At 64.6% G+C, this 13924-nt stretch carries 11 protein-coding genes; 3 read left to right on the forward strand and 8 right to left on the reverse strand.

The genetic code is table 11. From position 1 onward, the window contains the following. Positions 1-20: 20 nt before the first annotated feature. From ACFQX9_RS12120 to ACFQX9_RS12130, 3 genes are all read left to right on the forward strand, one after another. Positions 21-1262 carry an ABC transporter substrate-binding protein gene (locus tag ACFQX9_RS12120; protein ID WP_247368912.1) on the forward strand — a complete coding sequence of 414 codons (1242 nt, stop codon included), beginning with the start codon at positions 21-23 and terminating at the stop codon, positions 1260-1262. A 174-nt stretch (positions 1263-1436) separates the two neighbouring features. Next, on the forward strand, positions 1437-3950 hold the full coding sequence (uvrA, locus tag ACFQX9_RS12125; protein ID WP_377788673.1) for an excinuclease ABC subunit UvrA: 2514 nt from the start codon (positions 1437-1439) through the stop codon (positions 3948-3950). A gap of 153 nt (positions 3951-4103) precedes the next feature. After that, a complete protein-coding gene (locus ACFQX9_RS12130; protein ID WP_018457488.1) occupies positions 4104-5414 on the forward strand; it encodes an ABC transporter substrate-binding protein in 1311 nt (436 codons plus the stop codon). Positions 5415-5685: 271 nt separating this feature from the next. Here ACFQX9_RS12130 and ACFQX9_RS12135 read toward each other — a convergent pair whose 3' ends face one another. The 8 genes from ACFQX9_RS12135 to ACFQX9_RS12170 all read right to left on the reverse strand — a co-directional run bounded on the left by ACFQX9_RS12135 (position 5686) and on the right by ACFQX9_RS12170 (position 13756). Further along, the gene (locus tag ACFQX9_RS12135; RefSeq protein ID WP_377788675.1) at positions 5686-6855 is read right to left on the reverse strand and encodes a Gfo/Idh/MocA family protein; all 1170 of its coding nucleotides are present in this window, start codon (positions 6853-6855) and stop codon (positions 5686-5688) included. A gap of 42 nt (positions 6856-6897) precedes the next feature. Then, entirely contained in the window at positions 6898-7209 is a 312-nt protein-coding gene (locus ACFQX9_RS12140) for a septal ring lytic transglycosylase RlpA family protein (protein ID WP_026233379.1), read from the reverse strand. A 102-nt stretch (positions 7210-7311) separates the two neighbouring features. Continuing rightward, positions 7312-8157 carry a CmcJ/NvfI family oxidoreductase gene (locus ACFQX9_RS12145; RefSeq protein ID WP_377788677.1) on the reverse strand — a complete coding sequence of 282 codons (846 nt, stop codon included), beginning with the start codon at positions 8155-8157 and terminating at the stop codon, positions 7312-7314. A gap of 405 nt (positions 8158-8562) precedes the next feature. Further along, positions 8563-9663 carry an LLM class flavin-dependent oxidoreductase gene (locus tag ACFQX9_RS12150; RefSeq protein WP_085360719.1) on the reverse strand — a complete coding sequence of 367 codons (1101 nt, stop codon included), beginning with the start codon at positions 9661-9663 and terminating at the stop codon, positions 8563-8565. A 29-nt stretch (positions 9664-9692) separates the two neighbouring features. Beyond that, positions 9693-10865 carry an acyl-CoA dehydrogenase family protein gene (locus ACFQX9_RS12155; protein ID WP_377788680.1) on the reverse strand — a complete coding sequence of 391 codons (1173 nt, stop codon included), beginning with the start codon at positions 10863-10865 and terminating at the stop codon, positions 9693-9695. Further along, entirely contained in the window at positions 10859-11659 is an 801-nt protein-coding gene (locus ACFQX9_RS12160) for an ABC transporter ATP-binding protein (protein WP_018457482.1), read from the reverse strand. Before ACFQX9_RS12160 ends, ACFQX9_RS12155 begins: the two co-directional genes overlap by 7 nt. Further along, positions 11653-12675, reverse strand: a complete 1023-nt coding sequence (locus ACFQX9_RS12165; RefSeq protein WP_085385146.1) for an ABC transporter permease — start codon at positions 12673-12675, stop codon at positions 11653-11655. Before ACFQX9_RS12165 ends, ACFQX9_RS12160 begins: the two co-directional genes overlap by 7 nt. After that, positions 12653-13756 (reverse strand): ABC transporter substrate-binding protein, encoded by a 1104-nt coding sequence (locus tag ACFQX9_RS12170; protein WP_377788682.1) that lies wholly within the window; start codon positions 13754-13756, stop codon positions 12653-12655. The genes ACFQX9_RS12165 and ACFQX9_RS12170 overlap by 23 nt, the downstream gene beginning before the upstream one ends. Between the last annotated feature and the right edge of the window lie 168 nt (positions 13757-13924).

Raw genomic sequence — 13924 nt, forward strand, 5'->3', positions numbered from 1 at the left:
ACAAGCAAAAGGAAACGACCATGCGACCATCGAAGAGTTTGAGCGGCAGCTTCCTCCTCGCCTCCGCGCTGGCGCTGTGCCTTGCTGCTCCCGCCTATGCGCAGTCGAACGATCCTATCAAGATCGGCGTCATCGCCGAGGTGCAGTCGATCGCTGGTGCCGCGACGCCCGGCGGCGCGCAGATCGCCGCCGACGAGATCAACGCCAAGGGTGGCATTCTCGGCCGCAAGATCGAGATCGTGACCTACGACAACAAGAGCTCCTCGGCGGACTCGGTGCGCGCGTTCCAGCGCGCGGTGAGCGAGGACAAGGTCTCCGCCGTGATCGCGAGCTATATCAGCGAGGTCGTGCTGGCGCTCGAGCCCTGGGCAGCGCGGCTGAAGATGCCGCTGATCACCCCCGGCGCGGCCTCGAACGAGATCACCAAGGCGATTCATAACGACTACGAAAAGAACAAATACACCTTCCACGGCTATCTGACCTCGGCCGCACAAGCGCAGCTCGTCTGCGACGCCGCCAAGGATCTGCTGGTCGACAAGCTCAAGTTCAAGACGGCCGCGATCATGAGCGAGGACGCCGCCTGGACCAAGCCGCTCGACGTCGGCTACGAAGCCTGTCTTCCGAAAGCAGGCCTCAAGGTCGTCGAGCACGTGCGGTTCTCGCCCGATACCACCGACTTCACGCCGATCTTCAACAATATCGAGGCCAAGAAGCCGGACGTGATCGTCACCGGCATCTCGCATGTCGGCGTGCAGCCGACGGTGCAGTGGAAGAACCAGCAGGTGCCGATCCCGATGTTCGGTATCAGCGCGCAGGCGCTGAGCCCGACCTTCTGGAAGGACACCAATGGCGCCGCTGACGGCGTGCCGTCGCTGGCGGTCGCAACACCCGACGTCGCCGTGACCTCCAAGACGAAGCCGTTCGCAGCCGCCTTCAAGGCCAAGTTCGGCTCGCCGCCGGCCTACACCGGCTACACCGCCTATGACGAAGTCTACTTCATCACGGAGGCGATCAAGCGCGCCGGCTCGACCGATCCGGACAAGATGGTCGCTGAGCTTGAAAAGACCGACTACGAGGGTACGATCGGCCGCATCCAGTTCTACGGCAAGGACGACGAGTTCACCCACGGCATCAAGTCGGGTCCCACGACCGTATCCGGTCTGGTCTTCCAGTGGCAGGACTCCAAGCAGGTCGTGGTCTGGCCCGAGAAGATCGCGGAGGGCAAGCTGAAGTTTCCGAGCTTCGTGAAGCTGTCGCAGTAACACGCCGGGCTGGGCACCAGGGGCCCGTCCCGAGCGCCCCATCGCCCTTGCATGGCCCGTCGCTTCAATCGCGGCGGGCCTTCGCTTTGTGCAGAACGCAACCGATGCGCTGGCATCTGTGGACCCATCCTGCGATCCTGCCGTTATCTCCCATGCGTGGGCCGGAGCAGCGAGATGGACGACCGATCAAGACACCCCGATGGCCTGATGCAAGACGACGGCTTCGTTCGCGTACGAGGTGCGCGTGAGCACAACCTCAGGGACGTCGACGTCAGTATTCCGCGCAACGCCCTCGTCGTGTTCACCGGCGTGTCGGGCTCCGGAAAATCCTCGCTCGCCTTCGGAACGGTCTACGCCGAGGCGCAACGGCGATATCTGGAATCGGTGTCGCCTTACGCGCGGCGCCTCTTCCACCAGATGCAGATCCCTGAGGTGGACGACATCGAAGGCCTGCCGCCCGCCGTAGCGCTCCAGCAGCAGCGCGGCGCGCCGACGACGAGGTCGTCCGTGGGCAGCGTGACGACCATCTCGAACCTGCTCAGGATGCTCTATTCCCGTGCCGGCGAATACCCGCGCGGACAAAGGATGCTCTATGCGGAATCGTTCTCGCCGAACACGCCGGAAGGAGCCTGCCCGACCTGTCACGGTATCGGCAGGATGCTCGACGTCACCGAGAAGTCCATGGTGCCCGACGACACCCTCACCATTCGCGAGCGCGCCGTCGCGGCGTGGCCGAGTGCCTGGCAGGGGCAGAACCTCCGGGACATCCTGACCACGCTGGGCTACGACGTGGACAAGCCCTGGCGTGAGCTGCCCAGGAAGGACCGCGACTGGATCCTGTTCACGGAGGAGCAGCCGACCGTTCCGGTCTATGCCGGTTACGACTTGGCCGAGGTCAAACGGGCCCTGCGCCGCAAGGAGGAGCCGAGCTATCAGGGCACGTTCACCGGCGCCAAGCGCTACGTGATGCAGACCTTTGCCAAGTCCGAGAGTGCGATGATGAAGCGCCGCGTCGCGCAATTCATGATCACCCAGGACTGCCCGACCTGCCATGGCACGCGATTGAAGCCCGAGGCACTCAAGGTCAAATTCGCCGGACTTGATATCGCCGAGATGTCTCATCTGCCGCTCAAGAAGCTGCAGGCGGTGATGAACCCTTTCGCGGAGACTTCGACCGTCGGAGCATCGGAGAAAACCATCGTCGCCAGGCGCATCTGCGAGGATCTGTCGGCGCGGCTGGCCGTCCTGCTCGACCTCGGCCTCGGCTATCTCGCCTGCGAGCGCAGCACGCCAACGCTGTCGCCGGGCGAGTTGCAGCGGCTGCGGCTTGCGACACAGGTCCGCTCCAACCTGTTCGGCGTCGTCTACGTGCTCGACGAACCGTCGGCGGGTCTGCATCCTGCCGACACCGAGGCGCTGCTGCGGGCGCTGGACCGGCTGAAACACGCGGGCAATTCGATCTTCGTGGTCGAGCACGAGATCGAGGTGATCAAGCATGCCGACTGGCTGGTGGATGTCGGGCCTGATGCCGGCGAAGGCGGCGGGAACATCCTCTATAGCGGACCGCCCTCAGGACTCGGGCAGGTCGCGCAATCGCGAACCGCCCATTATCTCGCGCATCCACGAAAGCCGCTGCCGATGGTCCGCCGCCAGCCGAAGGCGCATCTGAAAGTCCGGGGTGTGACCCGGAATAATCTCCGCGGCCTCGACGTCGATATCCCGCTCGGCGTTCTCGCCAGCGTGACCGGCGTGTCGGGCTCCGGCAAATCGAGCCTGATCAGCCAATTCCTCGTCGATGCCATGGCGGAGCATCTCGGCCATGCACGGGCTGCGGACGCGGACGACGATAGCCTGGCACCCACGGTCGAGACATTGGGCGGCGAGATCGTCGCCGGCCTCGACCAGGTCGATCGTCTCGTCGTGGTGGATCAGAGGCCGATCGGCCGCACGCCGCGATCCAACCTTGCAACCTATACCGGCCTGTTCGACCACGTCCGGAAGCTGTTCGCCGTGACGCCGCAGGCAAAGTCCCGCCGCTACGATGCCGGGCGCTTTTCCTTCAATGTCGCGAAGGGCCGATGCAGCACCTGCGAAGGCGAAGGATTTGTCTGCGTCGAGCTGCTGTTCCTGCCCAGCGTCTACGCACCCTGCCCGACCTGCAAGGGCGCGCGCTACAATGACAAGACGCTGGAGGTGAAGATCCGCGGAAAATCCATCGCGGATGTGCTGGCGATGCGCGTCGACGAAGCCTTCGAATTCTTCCACGAAGATCCAACCCTCAACCGGTCGCTATCGGTCGTCCGCGAGGTCGGGCTCGGCTATATTCGTCTCGGTCAGTCCGCCACCGAATTGTCGGGCGGGGAAGCCCAGCGCATCAAGCTTGCGACCGAGCTCATGCGGCCGCAACGCGGTCACACGCTCTATGTCCTGGACGAGCCGACCACCGGTCTTCATCCCAGGGATGTCGAGCGGCTGATCGCCCAACTCGAGCGCATCGTGGACGCCGGCAACAGCGTGGTCGTGGTCGAGCACGACATGGATGTCGTCTCTCATAGCGACTGGATCATCGACCTCGGTCCCGGCGCCGGCGAGGAAGGCGGCCGTATCGTGTCGTCGGGGACGCCGCGAGAGGTCGCCGCGGCCGGCGGGAAGACCGCTGGCTATCTTGCCCGTCGCTTGAAACAGTAACGGGCGCGCTCATCACCCATTTCGCAATTGCGTTCTGCGTCGCGGAGACCGGACCCCGACTTTCGCCATGTTGACTTTCCGCCGCCCCGCTCCCCATACTTCGAAAAAGAATAACAAGACTAAATCATAAGACGATCTTTGAGGGAGGATAGTATGCCCACTTCACGCAGGCAGCTGCTGAAGAGCTCGGCGGCTGCCGCCGCCGCACTCAGCCTCGATTGGACACGGGCCCAGGCGCAAGCCGAGAATTTGCGCATCGGCTTGATCTACGACCTCACCGGTCCGTTTGCCGCCGGCGGCTCGGTCGCCTCCTCGGTCGGCGCGCAGATCGCCATCGACCTCGTCAACGAAAAGGGCGGCATCGGCGGCAAGACCAAGATCGTGCCGGTCGCGGCGGACTCTCAGAGCAAGGCCGACGTCGCCATCAACGAGGCCGAGCGGCTGATCAGCCAGGAAAAGATCGACATCATCAACGGCGTCTATTCCAGCGCGCATGCGGTGCCGATGGCGGCGAAGGTCGAGCAGCAGAAGAAGATCCTCTGGATCACCACCGCGGTCTCGACCGCCGTGTTCAAGGACAAGAACCTGCAATATGTGTTTCGCGCGCAGATCCATTCCGATCAGTACGGCCAGGCCTTCGCGGGCTTCGTCGCCGAGCACGCGCAAGGCAAGCTCGGCATGGACCCGAAGGACGTCAAGGTCGCGCTGATCCACGAGGACGGCCCTTACGGCGTCGGCGTCGCGGCGGCCGACGAGGCCTATGCCAAGCAGGCGGGCATCCAGGTGGTGATGCGCGAAGGCTATTCGGCTTCCGCGCCCGATCTCTCGGTGCTCGTGACCAAGCTCAAGCGCGCCAAGGTCGATGTGATCTCGCACGCCGGCTACAACCCCGACATCACCCTGTTCCTGCGCCAGGCCCGCGAGAGCGGATTGCGCTTCAAGATGCTGTTCGGCGCGGGCGCCGGCTACAGCCAGCTCGACAAGCTGCGCGCGACCTTCGGCCCCGACATCGACAATTTCTGCAACATCGATCCGGTGCCGGCGCAACTGCTCGATGCCTCCAAGCTCGCGCCTGGAATCGGCGACCTGACCAAGACCATGGTCTCGCGCTACCAGGCCAAGACCAGCGCCACCGACGTGCCGCCGCATTGCTCGATGGGTTTCAACCAGACCTGGATCTTGCTCAACAACGTGCTGCCGGTCGCCAAGGAGAAGTACGGCAGCTTCGAGCCCGAGGCCATTCGCAAGGCCGCGCTCGACGTCGACATTCCAGCCGGCGGCACGATCCAGGGCTATGGCGTGAAATTCTTCCCGCCGGGCACGCCGATGTCCGGCCAGAACGAGCGCTCGACCCCGGTGGTGATGCAGAATGCCGGCGAACACATCTCGGTGGTGTGGCCGACGAACATCCGGACGCGGGACCCGGTGTTTCCGCTGCCGAAGGGCTCGACCTACGGGACGTGAGGCTACGCTCCGCGCCGACGGTGCACCCTTTCCCCTTGCTTGCGGGAGAGGGTGGCTCGTCGCGAAACGGCGAGACGGGTGAGGGGTTGCCTCCGCGAGCAAACCTCTCTCATTTTAAACCGCGGAGAGAACCCCTCATCCGGCGCTATAGCCGAAGCTACGCTTCGGCGTTCTTGAGAACGGCGGCCGAAGGCCGCCTATGCCACCTTCTCCCGCAAGGGGAGAAGGATTGGCACCGTGCCTGCGGCTAGCTCAGTGAGTTCATCACGCCCTACATCACCACCCTTCGTCCCTCCTCCGCCGCCCAGTATCCCGCGTAGTTCACCTTGATCGTCTCATACGCCAGCGCGAGGTCCGACAGCGGCTGCCGTCCCGTCGCGGCGCATTCCATGAAGTCCTGGATCTCCTGGAGATAGCCGCGCGTCCATTCCTCTTCGAGGCAGACATATTGCCAGCCGGTTTTGCGGTCGACCTTCTCGGTGATGTAGACGGAGGCGAGTTTCTCCTCGGAGGTCTGGTAACTCATCAGATGATTATTCGGCGTGATGTTGGCGAACAGCGAGCCGCCTGACGTGTAGGTCTCGATCAGATTGCGCACGCCGCCCATGATCATGTCGCCGGAGAACACGGTGGCCTTGGTGCCGTCCGAAAACGTCGCGGTCAGCGTGCCCCAATCCTCGACGTCGACAGGATTGGCCTTGATGTAGGTGCGCTCCTCCGGCTTGAGGATGGCCGTGACATTGCCGACATCGCCGCTGACGCTGGCGACGCGGATGGTTTCACCGCGCGCCTTGGCCTCGACCTGCTTGAGATACAGCACCGCCGAGAGCGGATGGCAGCCCATCCGGATCAGCGAGCCGCCCCCGGTCATCGCCCATTGCGCGGCATGGGCCGCGTGCGAGCCGGAATGGCTCTCCTCGCCCTTCATGAACAGGATTTTGTCCTTGGTCGCTCTCAGAATCTCCGCGGTCTTGGTCACGGCCGGCGCGTAGATCCAGTCCTCGGCATACATGAAGAGCTTTCCGGTGCGCTCGATCGCGGCACGCGTGGCGTCCATCTCTTCCAGCACGCGCTCATACATCAGCGCCTTCGGCACATGCCTGCCGATCGGCTGCCGGTCGCCGTCGCGGCCGAAATAGCCGGCGAACGGCTTTTCGCAGATGACGTGCTTGCCGGCCTGCATGGCGGCGACGATCATCCCCGCATGAAGATTGGGCGGCGTGCAGATGTCGATGACATCGAGCTCGCGGTCTGCGATCAGCTCGGCGAAGCTGCGATAGACCCGTTGGATCTGGTGGCGGCCGGCGAATTCGACGACATGGTCGCCGCGCGCAGCGACCGCCGCGACCTCGACATCCACGCCGTAGACGCGCCGGAACGCATACATATGCAGCTCCGACACGAAGCCGCAGCCGACAAGTCCCACCCTGATCCTGGCCATAGCGCCCCCCGCTTTGGGCGGCACTATAGCGCGCTGGCAGGTCTATTCCACCGAGACCCGCACCACGCCGGCGCTCATCATGCCCAGCGCCTTGGCAGCCGGCACCGAGAGATCGACGATGCGGCCGCGGATGAAGGGGCCGCGATCGTTGACGCGGCACTGAATCGAGCGGCTGCCGTAGGACACCCTCAGCACGCTTCCGAACGGACGCGTCCGGTGCGCGCAGGTCAGCTCACCTTTCCCGGCTTTTCCGTAACTGTAATAGGAGGCAAGCCCGCTTTCGGCCTGGGCAAAGGAAACTGCAGAAAGCGAAAACGTAGCAAGGCAAGAAAATAACGTGGTCTGCGCTCGCACGGCACCCCTCCGGGTTGGCCTGCCCCGGGCGCAAACGTTTGTCGGTTCCCGTGGGTTCCTGAGCCACTGCCGGGCCGCGCCAGGCAGTGCCATCACAGTTTGTTACTGTTTGTGGAATACGAGCGTCCGAACTTCGATGCTCTCGCGCGGCGCGGCATCGGCCGGCGTGGTCGGATCGACGAACGCGGCGTGCGGCCCGAAGCGGGTGCGGCCGTCGGTCGCGGAATCGTAGCACTTCAGCAACAGCGCCTCGTCCGGTGTCATCTCGGGGAAATAGAACCAGCGATGGTTCGGATTGTATTTCACCGAATAGGTTTCGCCGCGACGGTTGGGATAGATCAGATCCGAGGCAACGAGGTCGTCGGGCGCCACCGTCGTGCCGTCGGCCATCGCCAGCGGCGAATCTCGCAAGGGACCGCGGATCGGCCGCCACAGATTGATCACCTGGACGCGGCCCTTCAGCAACTCTTCGGCCTCGTCGGGCAGATGTTCACGCACGCGGTTGGCGCCTGAGACGACGGTCTGGTCGACGTGGACGCGCGTTGCCGGCTGACGCGGGCCACCGTCGCGGATGTCCGCGGCACCCTCAACGCGCCTGCGCACGGTATGGTCGAAGATGACGACGCGGTCGGCTTTCAGCGTTGCGCGCAGGAAGGCCTCGACGGCGGGATAGTAGACCGCCTTGATTTCCTCCTCATTAGAGAAGTCCTTCACCTGATGTGGATGCCGCACCAGCGCAAAGCCTTCGCGGTCGAGCGAGATGTTTTGTGCGATCAGCCGGGCATCGAAGATCGGTACCTGATGCGGCTCCGGCAATGACGTGCTTTTGGGCTCGCCAGGCGGTGGATCGAAGGCGTAAGTGCGCGGCTTGCCCGAAACCGGCGCGAGGTAATTGAGTTCAGCGGTGACGAAGGGAAGCGATTCGATTTTTGTTTCTTGCAGGCCCATGGCCGGTCTCCCGATGTGGTCGTCTGGATGATTTTTGAGGACACCGGGCGTGCTGCAAGGGAGTTGGTGCAAATAGCAATGCGAGTGCTGTCGCTGGCATGAAACGCAGAACAAACGCATCGCGAAATCCGGCCGGGTTGGAATGCGCTCTGCCCGCTTCACGGATGCTTGAGAGCCTTTTGAGATCTCGTGCCCCGGACGCAGCGCATCACGCAGTGGTACGCTGCTGAGCCGGGGCCTATCTCACCGGGAGCATCTGTGCGGCATGGGTCCCGGCTCTGCGCAGTAGCGATCTCGGCCGCCTCGAGCTTCTGCTTGATCAGACCCCAGTGAAGGTAGAGGTCGATTTCGCTCTGCTCGTCCGCGACCAGCCGAACATTATCGCGTCGGCCAGCATGAGACGGATCATTCCGCCGCCTCGCCGCGAACAGCCTGGCGCTTGGCGATCAGCTCGCGCGTCAGCGGGATCAGCTCACGGCCATACTCGATGGCATCGGGAAGCGGATCGAAGCCGCGGATCAGGAAATGGCTGACGCCGAGGTCGTAATAGTCGCCGAAGACCTCGGCGACCTGCTCGGGCGTGCCGACCAGCGCGGTGGTGTTGCTGTTGGCGCCGGTGAGCTTTGCGATCTCGGTCCACAGCCGCTTGTCGATGCGGCTGCCCTGGTCGGCGAGCGAGAGCAGACGCCGCGCGCCAGCGGTGGCATGGCCGTCGGCGGGCTTGCGATAGCCGGTCTTGTCCTGGAGCGCGGTGGCGCGCGCAAGAATCTCGTCCGCCTTTTCCCAGGCCTGCTTCTCGGTCGGAGCGATGATCGGCCGCACCGAGAGGCTGAAGCGCGGCGTCCGACGGCCCTGCCTGACGGCCGCATTGTGAACCCGCGAGGTGACGTCGCGCACCTGCGCATAGGATTCACCCCACAGCGCAAAGGTGTCGGCATGCTTGCCCGCGACGTCGATCGCAGCGTCAGAGCCACCACCGACGAAGGTGTAGATGCCGGCCTTCTGCAGCGGCTTCACCTGCGAAAAACCGTTCTCGACGTTGTAGTACTTTCCGCTGTAGTTGAACGGCTTCTCGCTGGTCCATTCCAGCTTCACCACGTCGAGAAACTCGCTGGTGCGGGCGTAACGCTCGTCCTTGTCGTCGAGCGTATTGCCGTCCTGCCTGAGCTCGGCTGCATTGCCGCCGGTGATGACGTGGAGCGAGACGCGGCCTCCATAGAGTTGGTCAAGCGTCGCAAGCTGCCGCGCGAGCAGCGTCGGCGCGGTAAAGCCCGGTCGCTGCGCGATCATCACTTTCAACGATTTGGTGATGGTCAGCACATGCTGTGCGACCTGGAGCGCATCGGGCGTGGTCGAATGGAACGCCAGCAGCGCACGATCGAAACCCGCGAGCTCATGCGCCTTCGCGACCGTCTCGATATAGGCGGCATCGAGCACCGGGCCCTGGCGTACGATGGTCTCGGAAGCATTGCTGTTGGCGATAAAGCCGATGAACTCGACCGACATGATGTTCTCCCTGAATCTTTGGCGGCAGGCTAGAGGCCCAATGCGGCACGGCCGAGGCCGGTGCGCGTGGAATCGTCCTGCGGCGTGTGCACGCGACCGCACAGGACGTCGCGATAGTGCCGCTCCAGCGGATTGGCGCGGGACAGGCCGTGATTGCCGGTCAGCGACAAGGCATTCTCGACCGCGGCGACGGCGTTATTGGTGACGGCCAGCTTGATGACGTTGGACTCGGCCGCGGAAAGCGCGACACCGTCATCGAAATCACCGGCAAAGAATGCGATCAGCCGTGCATTGACGATGAGCCGCGCCTCGATCGCGCCAAGGATCTCCTGCGCCCGCGGCAAGGTCGCAAGCGGCGCGCCCAAGCTGGCAGGGACCCGCTGCTTCAGGAACCCGACCAGCCAGTCGCGTGCAGCCCGCGCAACGCCGTCATAGATCGCGGCGACAAAGATCGTGTGGACCGTCGCCTGCGCCACATCAGGTGCGCGCCAGTCCGCCGGCTCGCGCACATCGATCTCGGCATCGAGGGGTATCACGACGTCCTCGAAGATGACGTCGTGGCTGCCGCTGGCCCGCAGGCCGTGATGATCCCATGTCTCGACGATGCGCGTGCCTGGCAGGCCCGCCGGCACCAGGAACTGTCCAACGCGCGGCTCGGCTTCGTCCGTCCGCGCCCAGACCAGATACCATTTCAGGATCGGCGATCCCGTCGAATAGATCTTGTGCCCCGAGAGCCGCCAGCCGGTCTCGGTCCGACGTGCAATGGTCGCGGGCAGGCCGCCGCGCGCAGGCGAGCCCAGTTCGGGCTCGACGCGGAGCGCATTGACGAGCGCAAGGCCTTCGACGCTCTCGCGTGCAAGCTTGCGCGACAGCCGCGCCGGCCAGGTCGGGCTCCGTGCCATCACCAGATGGTTGATGTAGTGCATCGACAGCACCAGCGCGGTCGACGGATCGGCCTTGCCGATGATGCCGAGGACGCGGGCGGCGTATCGTGCGCCAGCTCCGGCCCCGCCATGGGCGGCAGGCACCGTCAGCGACAGCAGGCCTGCTTCGGAAAGCTCGCGAAAGTTCTCGAACGGGAAGCTGCCGGTGCGATCGTGCTCGGCCGCGCGGGCGGCGAAAGCCTCGGCCAGCGCCTCGGCACGTGCGATGTAGTCGGGCTCGTGATGCGCCGCGCGGCCCTTGGCGATCGAAGTCACCATGTGGCGTCCAATCCGAGCAGGCCAAGGATCTGGCGGCGCAAATCCACCAGATACGGATCGCCGCGATGGCGCGGATAGGACCGGTCGACACGGATGTCTGCCTTCACACGCGCCGGGCGGTCGCTGAACACGATGACGCGGTTGGCGAGCACCAGCGCCTCCTCGGCGTCATGCGTCACCAGCAGCGTGGTAAAACCCTTGCGCTGCCACAGTGAGACCAGCTCGGCCTGCATGGTGATGCGGGTCAGCGAGTCGAGCTTACCGAGCGGCTCGTCGAGGATGAGGATTTTGGGATCATTGACCAGCGCACGGGCCAGCGCGACGCGCTGCGCCATGCCGCCCGAGAGCTGGTGCGGATAGGCATTGCGGAAGGACGATAGCCCCACGAGATCGAGCGCGGCATCGACGCGGTGACGCTGGCTCTTCAAGATGCCCTGCGCCTCCAACCCGAGCGCGACGTTGTCCCAGACCGTGCGCCAGGGAAACAAGGTGGGATCCTGGAACACGACGACGCGCGACGGGTGCGGTCGCGTGATGCGCGCCTCGTCCTCGCGCAGCGTTCCGGACCGGGGCTTGTCGAGGCCTGCGACGAGGCGCAGCAGCGTGGACTTGCCGCAGCCGGAGGGGCCGAGCAGCGCAACGAACTCGCCCGGCTCGACGGAGATGCTGACGTCGCTGAGCACCGGCAGCTCGGCGCCGTCGATGTCGAAGGCGTGGCTGACCTGCTCGATGTCGAGCGCGGCACCGGCCGCCGGGTGAGCGTCGAAGTCAGCCAGTGCGGTTGCGGCTACCATTTCACGGTCCCCTTTTGCCAAACCAGCAGGCGATCGCGGATCGCAAACAGCAGCGTGATCGCGCCGGAGCAGAGCAACGACATCACGATCAGCGCCGCATACATGTTGGCATAGGCGGCCCAGCCCTGCGCCCATTGCAGGTACCAGCCGAGCCCTGCCTTGACGCCGATCATCTCGGCGACGACGAGCACGGCAAAGGACGAGCCGAGCCCCATGAACAGGCCGACGAAAACGTGCGGCAATGCCGCGGGGATCGCCACCTTCAGCACCAGGAAGGACGGCTTTGCCCCGAGCGTCCGCGCGACGTCGTAATAGGCATTGCTCACACTCGCGACACCCGACCAGGTCAGCACGGTGACCGGGAAGCCCGTTGCCAGCGCGATCAGAAAGGTCGAGGCGCTCCAGCTCGACGGAAAGGTGAAGAAGGCGATCGGCAGCCAGGCGGTCGCCGGCAACGGGCCGATGAAGCGCAGCACCGGATGCACCCAATAGCCGACCGCGCGCGACCAGCCGATCGAGACGCCGGTCAGGAAGCCGACCGTCGCGCCGATCAGATAGCCGCCGAGCTGGAGCTTGACCGAGGCGAACACGCTGTCGAGCAGTTTTGGCAGATCGTCGGTGTAGACCTCGATGATCGATTGCGGCGGCGGAAAGAACGGCAACGGTAGCCAGGCGAATTTTGCCGTCGCGACTTCCCACAGGGTCAGGACAACGCCGAGCACGACGAGCCACGGCGCGCGCTGGCGCAAGGCCCGGCCCGTCGAACCGAGGTAATCGGCACCGACCGTCCCGAACAACGCGATCGCTGCGATGACAAACGCGGCAATGCCGAGCGAATGGGTCCGCGACCACTCGCCGACGTCCTCCCACCACAGGCAGGACAGGCCGAAGGCAATCCACGCCGCGCTGGCGAGAATGCCGACACCGGAGTCCCGGACCCAGCTCGTCAGCCAGGGTGCGCGCGAGAGACTCGGCGCGCCGGAGGCAAGGCCGTCAGACAGCGAATACGTCGACATAGATGCGCTCCGCGAATCTGGCCGTGTCGGTGCTCTGCTTGAACACCTGCACGCTCTTGAGATCGTCGGCATAGGCCTTGAGCTCGCGCTTTAGCACTTCGCCGACGGGGTGATGGTGATGAGTGTGGTAGCGCACCATGCCCTCGATATCCGTGAGCGACGCCGTCTTCGGCGCGTAAGGCTGGAACGATTTCGCCGTCACAGACGGATTTTGCGCGGTGAACATCGCGGCATCAAGCAGCGCCTGCGTCAGGGCGCGCGCGACCAGCGGCTCCTCGCGCACCAGGCTGCCGCGCAGGCCGAGGATGCAGCAGCTCTTGTCGCGATACTCGCCATCGAGATTGGAGGCGACCTCCTTGTACTGGCTGTCCTTGAGCCAGAGATAACCCAGCGGGTCGGACGACAGGAATGCCTGCACCTCGCCCTTCTCGACGGCGACGTTGAGAAGGTTGCCGGGATAGGCGCGCCAGTCGACATCCTTGTTCGGATCGATACCGAGCTTGGCGAGCTGAATGGAGAAGAAATTCTTGTCTGGGCCGCCGAGATCACCGACCGCGACGATCTTGCCCTTGAGATCGGCAAGCTTGCTCACGCTGGAATCGGCGCGGGTCAGGACCCGCATGCAGCCACCGTGGGTGCCGGCGGCAATCTTGACGTCAAAGCCCTGCTCCAGCGGCTTTAGCCAGCGCAGCGCCATGCCGAGACCGGCATCGCTCTTGCCGGTTGCGATGGCCTCGAGCAGCTGGTCGGTCGAACCGGAATAATTGATGAGCTCGATGTCGAGATTATGCTTCTGGAAGAAGCCGTGCTCGATGGCGACCGGCACCGGGGCGAGACAGACCGCGCCCGCGTTCCAGGATAGCTTGAGCTTGCGCGGCGCGCCGGTGAGCGCGGGCACATCCCACGCAGTCCGGCACAGCGGAAACTCCGAGAGATCGACGCCGGGCGCGATTGTCCGCGGCGCAAAGGCCTGTGCCGCACCGAAGGCACCGAGCGGCGCAGCGAATGCCGCAGCTAATCCCGCCTGGAGCAAATGGCGCCGGTCGAGCCTCGATCCGTCGCGCTTGTCGTCGTCGTTCATCCGTCTCCACTCCTGCGCTGGCACGGCTCCGCCATCGGCACAACAGCTTGCGTTGCGCCTGTTCCGTGCGGACCTTCGTCGAGAGAAAATCTTTTCGCCGGCGCCTGCTCGGTGCCTTGATGCGATGCGCAAATCATGCGGCGCGTTCGCCGTATCGTCAATGAAATG

Origin of the sequence: Bradyrhizobium sp. GCM10028915 (assembly GCF_042666195.1) — a bacterium.
Lineage (GTDB): Bacteria > Pseudomonadota > Alphaproteobacteria > Rhizobiales > Xanthobacteraceae > Bradyrhizobium > Bradyrhizobium canariense_D.